Below are 16694 nucleotides of genomic sequence, written 5' to 3' on the forward strand. Positions count from 1 at the left end.
AGGAATCCGCTGACCGGTCTGTACCGCACCGCCGACGACCGGTATCTGTCCTTCGTGATGATGCAGCCCGGGAAGTTCTGGGCGGACGTGTGCCGCGGCGACGGGCGGCCTCGACGCGGTCGTACGCCTGCCGTCGGCGGAGGCGGCACCCGGCGGGCACCCGCCGGGGAGGCCGGGGGCGCGACGGCGGGAGGCGCCGGTGGTGGGGGTGTGACAAGGGGGAGGCTCTTCGGCGGTGTCCGGTATTCATGACCTGGCCATGACATAGCCACTCCACAGCTCTAGGGTCCGACATCGCGCGACCCCGTCGCCGGTCGGTGGCGGGTCCGGTCACGACTCACCCTTGGAGCAAGCGTGGAACGTCGTACCCTCCTGCGTGCGGCCGCCGTCGGCGGCGCCTCGGCCGTCCTCGGCGGCACCCTGTGGCGCGGTGCCGCCTACGCGGCCCCCGCCCAGCCCGGCACCGGCCCCTACGGAGCCCTCGGCTCGCCCGACGTCAACGGCGTCAGACTGCCCGCCGGGTTCACCAGCCGGGTGATCGCCCGCTCCGGACAGACGGTGAGCGGGACGTCGTACACCTGGCACAACGCCCCGGACGGCGGGGCCTGTTACGCGGACGGCACGGGCTGGATCTACGTCTCCAACTCGGAGATCAACCCGTCCGGCGGGGCGAGCGCGGTGCGGTTCTCGGCGGCGGGCGCGATCACCGGCGCGTACCGGATCCTCTCCGGCACCCGGCAGAACTGCGCGGGCGGCAGGACGCCTTGGAACACCTGGCTGTCCTGCGAGGAGGTCGACCGGGGGTACGTCTACGAGACGGATCCGTGGGGTGTGAACGCGGCCGTGCAGCGGCCCGCGATGGGCCGGTTCAAGCACGAGGCGGCCGCCGCGGACCCGGTGCGCAAGGTGGTGTACCTGACCGAGGACGAGACGAACGGCCGCTTCTACCGTTTCGTGCCGACGACTTGGGGCGACCTGTCCGCCGGCACCCTCCAGGTGCTGGTCGCGGGCAGCGCCACGTCCGGCTCCTTCAGCTGGACCACGGTCCCCGACCCCGACGGCTCCCCCACCTCCACCCGCACCCAGGTCTCCGGCTCCAAGTCCTTCAACGGCGGGGAGGGTTGCCACTACGCGAACGACACGGTGTGGTTCACGACGAAGGGCGACAACCGGGTCTGGCAGCTCAACCTGGTCGCCGGCACATACGAGTTGGCGTACGACGACTCCCTCGTGACGAGCGGCACCGCCCCGCTCACCGGCGTCGACAACATCACCGGGTCCACTTCCGGCGACCTGTTCGTGGCCGAGGACGGCGGCTCGATGGACATCTGCCTGATCACCCCGGACGACGTGGTCACCCCGTTCCTCCGCGTCGACGGCCAGTCCTCCTCGGAGATCACCGGCCCGGCCTTCTCCCCCGACGGCACCCGCCTGTACTTCTCCAGCCAACGCGGCACGAGCGGCAGTTCATCGGGCGGCATCACGTACGAGGTGACGGGCCCCTTCAGGTCGTAACAACATGCAGCACGCAATAGTCACGGATTGAACACACAGCCTTCACAACAGCAACCCCGGCAATACGGTCATCCCCTCACGCAACACCTCTGGGGGACGACATGAGCAACCCGTACACGACTCAGCCCGCACCGCAGCCCGCCTCCCGGCCCGCCCCCAAGTGGGCCCGGAAGCGGTATGTGCTGCCCGCTCTCGCGCTCGCCCTGTTCGTCGGCATAGGCATCGGCGCCGGCGACCAGGGCACGGCGGCCGACGCGAAGCCGACGGCCGCCAAGGCACGGCCGACGGTGACCGTGACGACGACGGCCACCGCGACACCGAGCGCGGAGCCGGAACCGGCGACCACCGTGACCGCCACCGAGACAGTCAAGGTCACCAGGACGGTGACCGCGCAGGCCGAGGCGGAGACGGACTCCGGGTCCGATTCGGGCTCCGACAGCACCTATTACGCCAACTGCTCCGCGGCCCGTGCCGCCGGCGCCGCGCCCCTCTACAGCGGCGATCCGGGCTACGACTCCCATCTCGACCGGGACGGCGACGGCGTGGCCTGCGAGAGCTGAGCCCGTCGAGGCACCCGCCGGGAAGGACCTTCCTTGAATGCTCCCCTCCCTGAGGGAGGGGATTCCTGGCTCAGGCTGCCGGGCGGAACTGCGTTCCGTCCGGTCTTGTGCCCTCGGCGCCAGCAGGGTTCAGACCCGCCCTGTGGAGCATCACGCGCGCGGAGTTCTTGTCTCTGGGCGAGACGTGTCCGCAGGCGGTGCAGGTGTAGGTGCGTTCACCCAGCGGGAGTCGGTGTTTGGTTCTCGCACCGCACTGTCCGCAGTCCATCGTGGTGTACGCGGGATGGACCAGATGCACGATCCTGCCGTGCTTGCGGGCCATGTGGATCAGGGCCTGTTTGGTGGCGCCGATGGCGGCGTCCGCGGCCTTGTTCGCCATGGTCGACCTGGCCAGGAACCGGGGCTTGAAGTCCTCCACGGCCAACTGGTCGTGGTCCCGGGCGACGCGCTTGGCCCACTTGCGGGCGGTGTCCTCGCGCTGCCGGGCGATCTTCTTGTGGGCCTTGGCGCGCAGGTGTTTCGCCGCCTGGTAGCCACGCGAGACGGGCTGTCCCTTCTTGGGTTTGCGGCGGGCCATCATCCGGTCGTACCGGGACAGCTTCGCCGTGGCCTTCTTGCCGTGCTCGGGATGCGGCAGATCGTGCGGGGCGGAGGTGGTGGTGGCGATTTCCCGCACGCCCCAGTCCACGCCGATCACCGCGCCCGTCTGGGGCAGGAGTTCGACGGCGGCGGGGACGACGAAGCTCGCGTACCAGTGGCCGAGGCTGTCCTGAACGACGCGCACCGAGGTCGGGTCGGCGGGCAGCGGGCGCGACCACACCACGCTCAGCACGATGCCGCCCGCCAGATGCAGCCGCCCGTCAGCTTTGAGCTGGAAGCCACGCCGCGTGTAGTTCAGGCTCGGGCGCGTCTCGTGTCTCTTCTTGAAGCCCGGCATCCCGGCCCGCTGCCGCACCGGCAGCCCCTCCATGACGTCCTTGAGCGCCTTGGTACGGGACTTGCCGAAGTCCCGGATGATCTGCTGCTGCGGCACCGAACTGCCCGCCCGCAGCCAGGGCGTGATCGCGCGGGCCTGGGTGAGCATCTTGTCCAGCTGGGCCGGACCACACGTCCGCTTGTCGTGCGGATGCGCGAGGTTGTACTCGTGGACTGCCTTCGACCGGGCCACCGCCTCGTTCCAGATCCACCGGCACCTGCCCCACTCCGCGCCCAGCGCCGCCTCGGCGGTGGCCGACACCCGCAACCGGTAGCTGAAGCGAGCTTGGCCCGCCCCCGCACCGCCTGTCGCCGCCCTGGCCACCATGCCCTCCCCCCCCCCACCCGACCGTCCGCGCCGTCGCTCCAACGGCCGCATCCCCTGCTGGACAGCGACCATATGAGCGAGGCCCGCACACCTGCACCCGCTTCCCGACGCGATCACCCTGACCAGCGATCACGCGAGCACGCGTTCGACTTCACCCCGGCTCCGCCGGGCCTCGCAATCGGCGCTCCGCGCCAGGAGCCAAGGTGCGGCGACGCTCCGCGTCGCTGCCGCGGGATGCGATTCCTCCCCGGCATGAACGCCGGGGCCTCCTCGCAAGACGTCAGGTGAACCCGTAGGAGAGCCCCCCCACCCCCACCACCGGCGCACCCGAGCACCCCCGACCCCCCACAGACGGCGAACTCCCCCAGACCGGCCCCACCACCGCCCCCCTCCTCGCGGCCGGTCTCGCCCTCCTGGCCGTCGGAGCCACCGGTCTGCTCCTCACCCGAATCCGGCGACGCGGCTAGGCAGCCCGTAGGCAGCCCACAAGAGGGCGGCACCCCCGCACAGGGTGCCGCCCTCTCTTCGTGATCCGGAGCCGCCGCCCATCGGTTGAGGGTCGGGGACGGGCGGCGGCTCCGGGGTCCGGTCGGCCGGTGAGGAACTACCGGTGGTCGCTCCCGGCCGAAGTGATCGCCGCGCGCCCCGCCTCAAGACGGGCCACCGGGATCCGGAACGGCGAGCAGGAGACGTAGTCCAGACCCACCTCGTGGAAGAAGTGGACCGACTCCGGGTCGCCGCCGTGCTCACCGCAGACGCCGAGCTTGAGGTCGGGGCGGGTGCGCCGGCCCGCCTCCGCGGCCAGCTTCACCAGGGAGCCGACGCCGTCCTTGTCGATCGTCTCGAAGGGAGAGACTCCGAAGATGCCCTTCTCCAGGTACGCCGTGAAGAAGCTCGCCTCCACGTCGTCCCGGCTGAAGCCCCACACCGTCTGCGTGAGGTCGTTCGTGCCGAAGGAGAAGAACTCCGCCGCCTCCGCGATCTGACCGGCGGTCAGCGCGGCCCGCGGCAGCTCGATCATCGTGCCGATGGACAGCTTCAGCTGCACACCCGTGGCCGCCTCGACCTCGGCCACCACCTGGTCCGCCTCCTCGCGGACGATCTCCAGCTCCTGGACCGTGCCGACGAGCGGGATCATGATCTCGGCGCGCGGGTCACCCTTGGCGTTCTTGCGCTCGGCCGCCGCCTCGGCGATCGCCCGCACCTGCATGGTGAACAGACCCGGAATGACCAGGCCCAACCTCACCCCTCGCAGACCCAGCATCGGGTTCTGCTCGTGCAGCCGGTGCACGGCCTGGAGCAGCCGCAGCTCGTTCTCGTGCGGCTCCTGGCGGGACTCCGCCAGCGCCACGCGGACCGACAGCTCGGTGATGTCGGGGAGGAACTCGTGCAGCGGCGGGTCGAGGAGCCGGATGGTCACCGGCAGCCCGTCCATCGCCGAGAACAGCTCCACGAAGTCCTGCTTCTGGAGCGGGAGCAGCGCCTTCAGCGACTCCTCGCGCTCGGTCTCCGTATCGGCCAGGATGAGCCGTTCCACCAGCTCGCGCCGGTCGCCGAGGAACATGTGCTCCGTACGGCAGAGCCCGATGCCCTGCGCCCCGAAGCGCCGCGCCCGCAGCGCGTCCTCGGCGTTGTCCGCGTTGGCCCGCACCCGCAGCCGGCGCTTGCGGTCGGCGAACGCCATGATCCGGTGCACGGCCTCGACCAGCTCGTCGGCGTCCTGCGCACCCGCGTGCATCCGGCCCTCGAAGTACTCGACGACCGGGGACGGCACGACCGGCACCTCACCGAGGTACACCTTGCCGCTGGACCCGTCGATGGAGATGAGGTCGCCCTCCTCCACCACATGTCCACCCGGCACCGTCATCCGGCGCCGCTTGGTGTCGACCTCCAGCTCCTCCGCGCCACAGACACAGGTCTTGCCCATGCCGCGCGCCACGACAGCGGCGTGCGAGGTCTTGCCACCGCGACTCGTCAGAATTCCCTCGGCCGCGATCATGCCGTCGAGGTCGTCGGGGTTCGTCTCACGTCGTACGAGAATGACCTTCTCGCCCGAACGCGACCACTTCACCGCGGTGTACGAGTCGAAGACCGCCTTGCCGACGGCCGCGCCCGGCGATGCCGCGATGCCCCGGCCGACCTGCGCGACCTTCGCCTCGTCGTCGAAGCGCGGGAACATCAGCTGGGCGAGCTGGGCGCCGGTGACGCGCTGGAGCGCCTCGGCCTCGTCGATGAGCCCCTGGTCCACCAGCTGCGTCGCGATCCGGAAGGCCGCACCCGCCGTACGCTTGCCGACCCGGGTCTGGAGCATCCACAACTGCCCGCGCTCGATGGTGAACTCGATGTCGCAGAGGTCCTTGTAGTGGTTCTCCAGCGTCTCCATGATCTGCATCAGCTGGTCGTACGACTTCTTGTCGATCTGCTCCAGCTCCGCGAGCGGCACGGTGTTGCGGATGCCCGCGACGACGTCCTCGCCCTGGGCGTTCTGGAGGTAGTCGCCGTAGACGCCCTGGTGGCCGCTGGCGGGGTCCCGGGTGAAGGCGACACCGGTGCCGGAGTCGGGGCCGAGGTTGCCGAAGACCATCGAGCAGACGTTGACGGCCGTGCCCAGGTCGCCGGGGATGCGCTCCTGGCGGCGGTAGAGCTTGGCGCGGTCGGTGTTCCAGGAGTCGAAGACCGCGTGGATGGCGAGGTCCATCTGCTCGCGCGGGTCCTGCGGGAAGTCCCGGCCCGCTTCCTTCTTGACGATCTTCTTGAAGGCGGTGACCAGCTTCTTGAGGTCGGCGGCCTCCAGGTCGGTGTCGACCGTGACCTTCTTGGCCTCCTTGGCCCGGTCGAGCGCCTCCTCGAAGAGCTCGCCGTCGACACCGAGGACCGTCTTGCCGAACATCTGGATCAGGCGGCGGTACGAGTCCCAGGCGAACCGCTCGTCACCCGCCTGGTCGGCGAGGCCCTTCACGGACTTGTCGGAGAGCCCGATGTTCAGGACCGTGTCCATCATTCCGGGCATGGAGAACTTCGCGCCCGAGCGGACCGAGACGAGCAGCGGGTTGTCGGCCTGGCCGAGCTGCTTGCCCATGCGCTGCTCCAGGGCGTCGAGGTGCGCACTCACCTCGTCACGCAGTGCCAGGGGCTCCTCGCCGCTGTCCAGGTAGACCTTGCAGGCTTCGGTCGTGATGGTGAAGCCGGGGGGAACGGGGAGTCCCAGGTTGGTCATCTCGGCGAGGTTCGCGCCCTTGCCACCGAGGAGGTCCTTGAGGTCCTTGTTTCCCTCGGTGAAGTCGTAAACGAACTTGGCTACGTGAGGATCTTTGTTTTCCGACACGGGTCTCGACTCCCTCGGGACGCGGTGGCTGCCCTGACGGCCAGGAACATACCCAGATCCAAGGCGTCTGGGTACGTCCACTCGCACGTCATAAGCCCGTAACCAGCGGTCCGCCAGCAGATCAAAAGTCAAAGCTCGGCAAGCGATGAGCGGCGGATGTTTTCACTACTTGAACACAAGGCCGCCCAGAGGGGCGGTTGATCGCTCACATGAGCGAACCTAAGGCCCACCTGTTTTCGATCGATGAACGATCAAGGGGTGGCACCCAGTGCCACCCCTTGGAGAAGTGCAGTCGCCCACGATCTGCTCATCTGAGCGCAACCCTTATCAAGGGTGGCGAGAATCACGCTGCCACAGCGGGCCGGATTTCACCATGCGGACGCGTCTCGGGACCGAAACCCGGACGTCATACGCCGAGCGCCGCGAGCCGCTCCTCGGCCCGATCGGGCGCGTACAGGTGCTCCACCACCAGCGCCCCCGCCCCCACCAGCCCGGCCCGCTCCCCGAGCCGCGAGGTCAGGACCTCCAGGCGGGCCGTGGAGCGCGGCAGCGCCCGCTGGTACAGCAGCTCCCGTACGCCGGTGAGGAAGGGAGTTCCGGCCAGATCTCCGGCGATCATGAGAACGCCGGGGTTGAGCAGGGTGACGACCGTCGCCAGCACGTCCCCGACCTGCCGTCCCGCCTCCCGGGCGAGCGCCGACGCCTCCGGATGCCCGGCCGCCAGAAGATCGCGCACATCTGAGCCCGAGGCCGCCGGCACCCCGGCCGCCGCCAGCTTCCGGGCCACGGCCCCGCCGCTCGCGACGGCCGCGAGACAGCCGTAGGACCCGCAGCGGCACAGCGCGTCCGCGCCCGCCGGTATCCGGATGTGCCCCAGGTCGCCCGCGCCGCCGTCGATGCCCCGGTAGACCGAGCCGCCGACGACCACTCCCGCGCCGATCCCCGTGGACACCTTGACCAGGACGAAGGCCGCGCAGTCGGGATAGGCCGTGCGCTGTTCGCCGTACGCCATGAGGTTGGCGTCGTTGTCGACCAGGACCGGGACCGCCGGGGCGCCGGTGTGCTCGGTGAAGGACCTGGCCAGGCGGCCTCGTATGTCGTAGCCGTCCCAGCCGGGCATGATCGGCGGCTGCACCACGCGACCAGTCTCGGTGTCGACCGGGCCCGGGACCGCGAGCCCGATCCCGCAGACCTCCTCGGCGCGGTGGCCCGCCTTCTCCAGCAGTTCGCCGAACCAGCGGCCGAGCTCGCCGAGCACGGCGTCCGGGCCGTCCTCGACGGCGAGGGTGCCGCTGTGCTCGGCGAGGAGTTCGCCGGTCAGGGAGAGCACGGCGGCGCGGGCGTGCCGGGTGTCGAGGTCGGCGGCGAGGACGACGGCGTGGGCGTCGTCGAACTCCAGGGTGATGGAGGGGCGGCCGCCGAGCGGGGAGTCGACGGGACCGCCGGCGCCCTCGCGCAGCCAGCCCGCGCGGAAGAGCCGGTCCAGGCGCTGGCCGACGGTGGCGCGGGACAGCCCGGTGGCCTGCTGGAGCGCTCCGCGCGTGACGGCGCGACCGCTGCGGACCAGTTCGAGCAGATCTCCGGCGCCGTGCTGACTCCGGCCGGCCATGCGCACCCCCTTGTGTTTCTCAAGACTGCATTACATATTGAGTTTTGCGTGTTAAATAGACGTAACTCTACGGTAGCTCCGACCGAACCGGTCGGACACACGTCTTCGGGGAGCCCCGAGTGGATCGCACCGCCCCAGTCCTCGCCCGTTTCACGGACGGCCCGATCGCATACGATCCGCCGGATGCAGCGGGTTCCCTGCACGTCAGGGCGGCCCGGGTGCTGGAGGGCAACTGGACCGGGGTGTCGACGGTGCCCTCGCGCAGCCTGTACCCGCACCAGTGGTCCTGGGACTCGGCGTTCATCGCGATCGGTCTGCGGCACCTGTCGCCGCTGCGGGCGCAGACCGAGCTGGAGACGCTGCTGGCGGCCCAGTGGGGTGACGGGCGCATCCCGCACATCGTGTTCAACCCCTCCGTCCCGCTCGACGCGTACTTCCCGAGCCCCGACTTCTGGCGCTCCTCGACCGCGGGGCGCGCCGCGGGCGCCCCGCGCACCGTACAGACGTCCGGCATCGTCCAGCCACCGGTGCACGCGCTGGCCGCGTGGCTGGTGCACTGCGCCGACCCGGGGCTCTCGCGGGCGCGCGGCTTCCTCGCCGGGGTCTACCCCCGTCTCGCCGCCTGGCACCGCTACCTCCTGCACCGGCGCGATCTGGGCGGGGGCGGCCTCGCGTCCGTCGTGCACCCCTGGGAACAGGGTATGGACAACAGCCCCTGCTGGGACGCCCCGCTCGCCCGGATCACCCCGGCCCCGGCCCGCTCCTTCCGGCGCGCCGACCTCGACCACGGCGCGGCCGAGGACCGGCCGACGGATCTGGACTACGGGCGGTACGTGCGCCTCGCGACGGAGTACCGGGACGGCGAATACGCCGACGGCGCCGGGGAGTTCGCGGTGGAGGACCCCGCGTTCAACGCGCTGCTGATCGCCTCGGAGCATGCGCTGGCGCGGATCGCCGGGGAGTTGGGGGCGACGGGGACGGCTCGGCATGCGCGGGCGGAACGGTTGACGGGGGCGTTGGTGGAGCGGCTGTGGTCCCCGGAGCAGGGGATGTTCCTGTGCCGGGATCTGCGGGGCGGGGAGGGTGGTGGCGGTGCTGCTCGGCGTGGTGCCGGTGGCGGTGCTGCTCGGCGTGATGCCGGTAGCGACGCTGCTCGGCGTGGTGTCGGCGGCGCGGCGGCGTGCGGATCGTCCGGAACGGCGGCGTGCGGCTCGTCCGGCGCGGAGCGGCACGCGCTCGCCGGCCGCCCGTTCCCCGAGCACGACGGCGCCTCCGGCTCCCTGATCCCCGAGCGCAGCATCTCCGGCTTGATCCCTCTCCTGTTGCCCGACCTCCCCCGCGAGGTCGTCTCGGCACTCGTCCGCACCGCGACCGGGCCGCACTTCGGGGTCGGCTCCGCGACCCTGCTTCCGCCGAGTTACGACCTTCTCGGCGAGGCCTTCGACCCGCACCGGTACTGGCGCGGCCCGGCCTGGTTCAACACGGGCTGGCTCATCGAGCGCGGTCTGCGCACCCACGGCGAGCGCCAACTCGCCGACGCACTGCGGAAGTCGGCGCTGGACCTCGCGGAGTGCTCCGACTTCGCGGAGTACCTCGACCCATACACCGGCGAGGCCTGCGGAGCGACCGGCTTCAGCTGGACCGCCGCGCTCGCACTCGATCTGCTGCACAGCGACACCGCACTCACCACGCTCACCGCGAGGGGATTCAAGGGAGGGGACCGGGGATGACGGACCGGCATCATCTGCTCGTGCACGGAGGGACGTTCGCCGCCGTGGGCGACGGCGGCGACATCAGCGGCGTCCGGGGCGGCAGTTCCCCGGACGGACTGTTCGTCCGCGACGCCCGGCACCTCAGCCGCTGGCAACTCACCGTCGACGGCGCGGTCCCGGAGGCGCTGTCGCCGGTCGCCGACGGCGACACCGCGCGCTGCGTCCTGGTGCCGCGCGGCGGCCGCCAGGAGCCGCCCGCCTACACCCTCTTCCGTGAACAGGCCGTGGGGGACGGCTCGTTCGTCGAGTCGCTGAAGGTGACCAGCAACCGTCCGGTACCGACCACGGTCCGCCTCGCGATCACCGCGGACGCCGACTTCACGGACCAGTTCGAGCTGCGCTCCGACTACCGGACGTACACCAAGACCGGCGCCACCCGCACCCGCGAAGTCCTCGACGACGGCGTCGAGTTCACCTACCAGCGCGGCGAATGGCGCTCCTGTACGACGGTGACGTCCGAGCCCGCTCCGGACGGCGTCGAGGAAACGGGCACCGGGGCACGGCGGTTGGTGTGGACGCTGGATCTGGAGCCACACGGCACGGCCGAGTTGACCTTACGCGTGATGGCCAGGCCGCACGGCGACCCGCGGGCCCGCCGAGTGCCGTCGTCGCCGGCCGCCCTGAACCGCCAACTCCTCGCGCTGGAGGGCGAGTTCGTGGAGGGCGTGGCCTTCCCGACCGGCTGGCCGGAGCTGGCGGCGGCCTGTGCGCGCGGCCTCGCGGACCTCGCCTCGCTCCAGGTGCCGGCGACCGGCCCGGACGGCGAGGAGCTGAAGGTCCCGGCGGCCGGGGCCCCTTGGTTCCTCACCCTGCTCGGCCGCGACGCCCTGCTCACCTCGCTGTTCGCCCTCCCCTACCGTCCGCAGCTCGCCGCGGCGACCCTGCCCGCGCTCGCGGCAACCCAGGCCACGGAGACGGGTGTCGGCTCGGTGGCCCAGCCCGGCAAGATCGTGCACGAGGTGCGGCACGGCGAGCTGGCGCACTTCGGGCAGGTGCCGTACGGCCGTTACTACGGCTCGGTGGACGCGACCCCGCTGTTCCTCGTGCTGCTCGGCGCGTATGTGGAGCACACCGGGGACGTCTCACTCGCCCGGCGCCTGGAGCCCCACGCCCGGGCGGCGATCGGCTGGATGCTGGACCACGGCGGGCTGACGTCGCGCGGCTACCTCGTGTACCGCGCCGACCAGGGCGGCCTCGCCAACCAGAACTGGAAGGACTCCCCGGGCGCGATCTGCTCCGCCGACGGCACCCGTGCGACCGGGCCGGTGATGGCGGCGGGGGCGCAGGGGTACGCGTACGACGCGCTGCGCCGCACCGCCGGGCTGGCCCGCACCGTATGGGAGGACGCGACCTACGCGGCGCTTCTGGAGCAGGCGGCCGGGGATCTCCGGGACCGTTTCCAGCGGGACTTCTGGATGCCGGAGGCCGGTTTCCCCGCGCTGGCCCTCGACGGCGACGGCCGCCAGGTCAACGCGCTCGCCTCGGACGCCGGGCATCTGCTGTGGTCGGGGCTGCTCGACAAGGAGTACGGCGAACTGGTCGGACGGCGCCTGCTGGAGCCGGACTTCTTCTCGGGCTGGGGCGTACGGACGCTGGCCGCGGACCAACCGGCGTACCACCCCCTGTCCTACCACCGCGGTTCGGTGTGGCCGCACGACAACGCCCTGATCACCCTGGGCCTGGCCCGCTACGGCCTCCACGACGAGGCCCGCACGGTGGCCCACGGCCTGATCTCCGCGGCGACCTCCACCGGCCACCGCCTCCCGGAAGTCCTCGCCGGCTACGCCCGCGACGCCCACGCCGAACCGGTCCCCTACCCCCACGCCTGCATCCGCGAGTCCCGCTCGGCGGCGGCTCCGCTGGCGCTGTTGACGGCGGTGGGGGGAGCCTGAGCAGCTGCCGGGTCCGCTCCACCAGCACCCATGTCCTCGCGCGGGTTTCCCCAGGTGCTTTGCCCCCTTGGACGGTCTCTCAAGACATGACGTCCACTAGGATCTTGCCCACCGTGCCCGTCTCCAGCGCACGGTGGGCGGTCGCCGTACGCGAGAGGGGGAAGCGGGTCAGGGGGAGGCCGTGCTGGTCGCCTACCGGGAGGGCGTTGGCGTGGAGGGCCGCGGTGATGTCCTGCACGGCTGCGGCGCGGGCCTCGGGGCCCGCCGTGTAGAGGACCAGGAACTGGAAGCGGGTGTTGAGGACCATGGTCCGCGCCACGTCCAACTGCACTGGTTTCCCACCGTCGTTGGCGTACGTCGCGATCGTGCCGCGCGCTCGCAGGACCGCCAGGTCCAGGTCGAGGTTCGCGCCGAGTGCCACCTCGGCCACGATGTCGACGCCGTCCGGGGCGACCGAGCGGATCTCGGCGGCCGGGTCCCCCTCGCGGTAGTCGACGACGTGATGGGCCCCGGCGGCGGTGGCCAGGCGCGCCTTCTCCGGGCCGCTGACCGTGGTGATCACGGTGGCCCCGGCCCACCTCGCGAGCTGGATCACCGCATGCCCCACCGCCCCGGCCCCGCCCGCCGCGAGCACCACCTTGCCGTCGAGCGCCCCGGGCCCGAGCCGCCGCGGCCCGTCCTCGGCGACGGTGAGCGCCCGGTGCGCGGTGAGCGCGGGGACACCGAGCGCGGCACCGACATCGAACCCGACCTCGTCGGGCAGCGGTACGGCCAACTCGCCGGGCACGACAGTGAATTCGGCCGCGGTACCGGTGGGGCGCCCGGCGGCGGCCATGAACACCCAGACCCGCTCGCCGATCCGGCGCTCCGCGATCCCCTCTCCCACGGCGTCGATCGTGCCCGCGCCGTCGAGATGCGGGACGACCTCCGCGAACCCGCTCGGACGCGAACGGGCCTGCACGTCGGCCGGGTTGACCCCGGACACGGCTATCCGGACCCGCACCTCACCCGGTCCGGGCACGGGCAGGTCGCGGTCGACGAGGCGCAGGACGTCGGGGCCGCCCTGGTCGCCGTAGACGATGGCTTTCATGGTCTGGTCCTCACAGCGCGGTGGCGTCACAGGGGCAGGTCGCCGGAGCGGGACTCGACGGCGTCGAGGGCGGACAGGGCGGCCACGTCGAGGGTGATCCCGCCGACCGCCATGTTGGCCGCCAGGTGGGCGGGGTCGGCGGTGCCGGGGATGAGCAGGACGTGCGGGGCGTGGTGCAGCAGCCAGGCGAGTCCGACCTGGGCGGGCGTCACACCCAGGGACGCGGCGACGGCCCGGACCGCCGGTTCCTCGGTCGCCTTCGGCAGCCCCGGGAAGGCCCCGCCGAGCGGGAAGAACGGCACCCAGGCGATGCCCTCGGCGGCGCACAGCTCCAGCAGCTCCTCGTCGTCGCGGGAGACGAGACCGTAGGAGTTCTGTACGCAGACGATGCCGGCCGGCAGGGCGCACCGCAGTCCGTCGAGTGTCACGCTGCTCAGGCCGATCGCGCCGATCTTGCCCTCGTCGCGCAGGGCGGTCATCGTCGCCAACTGGTCGTCGAGGTCGACGACTTGGTCGCCCTCGGCCCGGAGTCCCGGACCGGTGTCCAGGCGGCGCAGGTTGACCACCGCGAGCCGCTCGACACCGAGGCCGCGCAGATTGTTCTCGACGCTCGCCCTCAACTGCTCGGGCCGCTGGGCCAGTCGCAGCGGTATCGGCCCGCCCGGATCAGGATCGGCACCGACCTTCGTGACGACGAGTACGTCGTCCTCGGGGCGCAGGGCCTCGCTGATCACGGAGTTGACGAACCCGAAGCCGTAGAAGTCGGCGGTGTCCACGTGGTCGACGCCCAGTTCGACCGCCCGGCGCAACAGCGCGACGGCCTCCTCTCGGCGGTCGTGCAGCCGTTCCAACTGCATCGCGCCGTAGCCGATCCGGGACACGGTACGGCCGGCGAAGGCAGCGGTCGACGGAGTGGTCACGCGGTCTCCTCAGGGGCTGATTGCAGTGCGGTGTACAGCAGTTGGGCCTGGTAGCGGGCCATCAGCTGATGGGCGACGGGGGCGGCCGCCTCCCGGGCCCCCTCCGGATCCCGGTGCTCGACCTTGACCAGCCAGGCCGTGACGCAGTCATGGAGCATCGCGCGCATCCGGTCGGTCATGTCGACGACGATGGCGCGCACGTCCGGGTTGGTGGTCGCCTCGCCCCAGGTCTGTACGCCAACTCGGGCCTCGGCAGGGTCGATTGCCGCGATCAGCCGGGCGAGCAACTCCTCCGGGCCGGGCGGGACGTCGCTCGCCGCGTACCCGCCGATAGCGGTGGCGCGCCGGGCGAGCACCTCGCGGGCGGAGGCCTGGATCAGCTCGGCCTTGCCCTGGTAGTGGGCGTAGATGGACCCGGCCGAGAGCCCGGACTCGGCGGTGATGTCGGCGATCGAGGTCCGCTCCAGCCCGTTGCGGCCGAAGCAGCGCACGGCGGCCTCGGTGATCTGGCTGCGCCGGAGTTCCTTGCGCGCGTCGGTGAGCCGGGGCATACCCCTCCCTCAAAAAGAACAGTGATTCTCCTTGTAAAACCACCCTACAAGAAGAACCAAGATTCTCTTTACGCCGCCCTCCCCACCGTTGACCTGGCGTTTGCCCAGTGTTTGCTCGCCACGCTGAACTGCTCCGGCCGACCGGACGTACGGGACGGTGGCGGATCCGAGACCCCATATCGGGTCCGCCTCCACTGGGTCACGTACGGAAGGACCTTTGGTGACCGACACCATCGCAAAGAGCCCGACCCCCGAGGCGGAGCCCGAGGGCGCGGCCGAGGCCAAGGTGTCCCTGCGCGCGCGCCTGCGCCGCTGGCGGAAGGCGCACCCCACAGCCGTACGGAATGTCCGGTGGACCCTCGACGCGCTCGCGACCATCCTGGTCCTGACGGCCCTGCTCCTGCCGAACAAGATCGTCAATCTCCATGTCAGGGAGTTCACCCGGATCCCGGCGGAGGCGATCCTCGGGGCGGCCGTGGCGCTCGCGCTGCCGCGCCGGCCGCGCCTGGTGGTGGCCGCCGTGGCCGGGGCGTCGCTCGGGGCGGTGACGATCCTGAACTTCCTGGACATGGGGTTCAACGAATACCTGGGACGGGCCTTCAACCCCGTCCTGGACTGGGAGTTGCTGGACGACGCGAGGACATACGTCGACGACTCGCTCGGTACGACGGTGATGGTCACCGCCACGGTCGGCGCCTTCCTCCTGGTCCTCCTCCTGCTGTCCCTGATGACCCTGGCGACGGTCCGGCTGAGCACCCTGCTGGCCCGGAACAAACCGTCCGCCACCCGCGGCACGCTGGCCGCCGCCACCGCCTGGGTCGCCTGCGCGGCGCTCGGGCTCCAGATCTCGGGCACGCCGATCGCGTCCGAACACACCGCCGCGATCACCGCGATGCAGGCGCACCGGGTGCTCTACACGATGCGCGACGAGGCGGAGTTCCAGAAGGTCGCGAAGGTCGACGCGTTCGGGAACACCCCGGGCAGCCAGCTCGTCCCCGACCTGCGCGGCAAGGACATGATCTTCACCTTCATCGAGAGCTACGGACGCAGCGCGGTCGAGGACGAAGGAATCGCCCCCGGAGTCGACAAGACCCTTCAGACGAGCACCGCGGCCCTCGCGAAGGCGGGCTTCCATGCGAAGAGCGGCTGGCTGACCTCGGCGACGTACGGCGGCAACAGCTGGCTGGGCCACTCAACGACCCTCTCCGGCCTGTGGATCGACAACCAGCAGCGCTACCGCACGGTCATGGCGAGCGACCACCTCAGCCTCACCAAGGCATTCAAGAAGACCGGCGACTGGGACACGGTCGGGGTGATGCCGGGCGTCCAGAAGGGCTGGCCCGAGCAGACGTACTACGGCCTCGACAAGGTCTACAACGCGTTCCAACTCGGCTACCAGGGACCCAAGTTCAGCTGGTCGACGATGCCCGACCAGTACGCCCTGGAGGCCTTCCAGCGCCAGGTCCACAGCAAGAAGCGCGACAAGCCCCTCATGTCCGAGATCATTCTGACCTCCAGCCACCAACCCTGGGCCCCCATCCCCAAGATGGTCGACTGGAACGACCTCGGCGACGGCTCGGTCTTCAAGGCCATCCAGAAGGCCGGCAACAAACCGTCCGCCATCATCGCCGACTCCACGCGCTCCAAGCAGGAGTACGGCAAGTCGATCTCGTACTCCGTCACCGCACTCACCCAGTGGCTGGAGCGCTACGGCAACGCCGACACGGTCCTCGTCTTCCTCGGCGACCACCAGCCGATCCCCCGCGTCAGCGGCAACAACGCAAGCCGCGACGTCCCGATCTCCATCGTCGCGAAAGACCCGAAAGTCCTTGACAAGATCGCGAGTTGGAACTGGACCGACGGCCTGAAGCCGGCCCACGACGCACCGGTCTGGAAGATGAGCGCGTTCAGGGACAAGTTCCTCACGGCGTACGGCTCGACTCCGCACCCGAGCAAGGGTTGACCGTCGGGTGCGCCCCGGTGGGGGCTGGTCGCGCAGTTCCCCGCGCCCCTAAAAAACAAAGGCCCAGGTGGGTCTTTTGTCACCCGCGTACGGCGGTGAGGGGACGGGGGCGGGGGGTGTCCGCCCGCAGCGGCCGGCGTCCATTACCCAGCACATCCCCAAAAGAGAGAACCGCCGGACCGAGGACGGATACC

General features: G+C 70.9%; 11 protein-coding genes and 2 pseudogenes. 7 read left to right on the plus strand and 6 right to left on the minus strand.

Annotation, left to right across the window (positions count from 1 at the left end):
• From ABZ896_RS47375 to ABZ896_RS47385, 3 genes and pseudogenes are all read left to right on the plus strand, one after another.
• Window positions 1–252 (plus strand): annotated as a pseudogene (locus ABZ896_RS47375) (hypothetical protein); the annotation flags it as partial.
• A 102-nt stretch (window positions 253–354) separates the two neighbouring features.
• The gene (locus tag ABZ896_RS47380) at window positions 355–1515 is read left to right on the plus strand and encodes an alkaline phosphatase PhoX (RefSeq protein WP_360943771.1); all 1161 of its coding nucleotides are present in this window, start codon (window positions 355–357) and stop codon (window positions 1513–1515) included.
• Window positions 1516–1616: 101 nt separating this feature from the next.
• Window positions 1617–2075 carry an excalibur calcium-binding domain-containing protein gene (locus ABZ896_RS47385; protein ID WP_360943774.1) on the plus strand — a complete coding sequence of 153 codons (459 nt, stop codon included), beginning with the start codon at window positions 1617–1619 and terminating at the stop codon, window positions 2073–2075.
• A 70-nt stretch (window positions 2076–2145) separates the two neighbouring features.
• Here the strand turns inward: ABZ896_RS47385 and ABZ896_RS47390 are convergent, their stop codons facing one another.
• The gene (locus tag ABZ896_RS47390) at window positions 2146–3378 is read right to left on the minus strand and encodes a transposase (RefSeq protein ID WP_360943777.1); all 1233 of its coding nucleotides are present in this window, start codon (window positions 3376–3378) and stop codon (window positions 2146–2148) included.
• 359 nt (window positions 3379–3737) lie between these two features.
• Between ABZ896_RS47390 and ABZ896_RS47395 the strand changes: the two are divergent.
• Window positions 3738–3845: pseudogene (locus tag ABZ896_RS47395) on the plus strand (LPXTG cell wall anchor domain-containing protein); the annotation flags it as partial.
• Window positions 3846–3982: 137 nt separating this feature from the next.
• Here the strand turns inward: ABZ896_RS47395 and ppdK are convergent.
• Together ppdK and ABZ896_RS47405 are read right to left on the minus strand one after the other, a co-directional pair.
• A complete protein-coding gene (gene ppdK, locus ABZ896_RS47400; protein WP_360943780.1) occupies window positions 3983–6703 on the minus strand; it encodes a pyruvate, phosphate dikinase in 2721 nt (906 codons plus the stop codon).
• Between the two features lie 406 nt (window positions 6704–7109).
• Entirely contained in the window at window positions 7110–8312 is a 1203-nt protein-coding gene (locus ABZ896_RS47405; protein ID WP_360943783.1) for an ROK family protein, read from the minus strand.
• Between the two features lie 119 nt (window positions 8313–8431).
• Between ABZ896_RS47405 and ABZ896_RS47410 the strand changes: the two genes are divergently transcribed.
• Window positions 8432–10042: a hypothetical protein gene (locus ABZ896_RS47410; RefSeq protein WP_360943786.1), complete on the plus strand. Its 1611-nt coding sequence runs from the start codon at window positions 8432–8434 to the stop codon at window positions 10040–10042.
• A complete protein-coding gene (locus ABZ896_RS47415) occupies window positions 10039–11976 on the plus strand; it encodes a glycogen debranching N-terminal domain-containing protein (RefSeq protein ID WP_360943788.1) in 1938 nt (645 codons plus the stop codon). Before ABZ896_RS47410 ends, ABZ896_RS47415 begins: the two co-directional genes overlap by 4 nt.
• A gap of 79 nt (window positions 11977–12055) precedes the next feature.
• Here the strand turns inward: ABZ896_RS47415 and ABZ896_RS47420 are convergent, their stop codons facing one another.
• Genes ABZ896_RS47420 through ABZ896_RS47430 form a run of 3 tightly spaced genes read right to left on the minus strand, consistent with a single transcriptional unit; the run spans window position 12056 to window position 14537 of the window.
• Window positions 12056–13066: an NADPH:quinone reductase gene (locus ABZ896_RS47420; protein ID WP_360943791.1), complete on the minus strand. Its 1011-nt coding sequence runs from the start codon at window positions 13064–13066 to the stop codon at window positions 12056–12058.
• A 26-nt stretch (window positions 13067–13092) separates the two neighbouring features.
• Window positions 13093–13986 carry an aldo/keto reductase gene (locus tag ABZ896_RS47425; RefSeq protein WP_360943794.1) on the minus strand — a complete coding sequence of 298 codons (894 nt, stop codon included), beginning with the start codon at window positions 13984–13986 and terminating at the stop codon, window positions 13093–13095.
• Complete coding sequence (locus ABZ896_RS47430; protein WP_360943797.1) at window positions 13983–14537, minus strand: TetR/AcrR family transcriptional regulator; 555 nt, start codon at window positions 14535–14537, stop codon at window positions 13983–13985. The genes ABZ896_RS47425 and ABZ896_RS47430 overlap by 4 nt, the downstream gene beginning before the upstream one ends.
• 220 nt (window positions 14538–14757) lie before the next feature.
• On the opposite strand from ABZ896_RS47430, the gene ABZ896_RS47435 reads away from it, so the two are divergent.
• Entirely contained in the window at window positions 14758–16500 is a 1743-nt protein-coding gene (locus ABZ896_RS47435) for a CDP-alcohol phosphatidyltransferase (protein ID WP_360943800.1), read from the plus strand.
• Window positions 16501–16694: the final 194 nt, after the last annotated feature.

The organism is Streptomyces sp. NPDC047072 (assembly GCF_040643855.1).
In the GTDB taxonomy this organism is placed as follows: domain Bacteria; phylum Actinomycetota; class Actinomycetes; order Streptomycetales; family Streptomycetaceae; genus Streptomyces.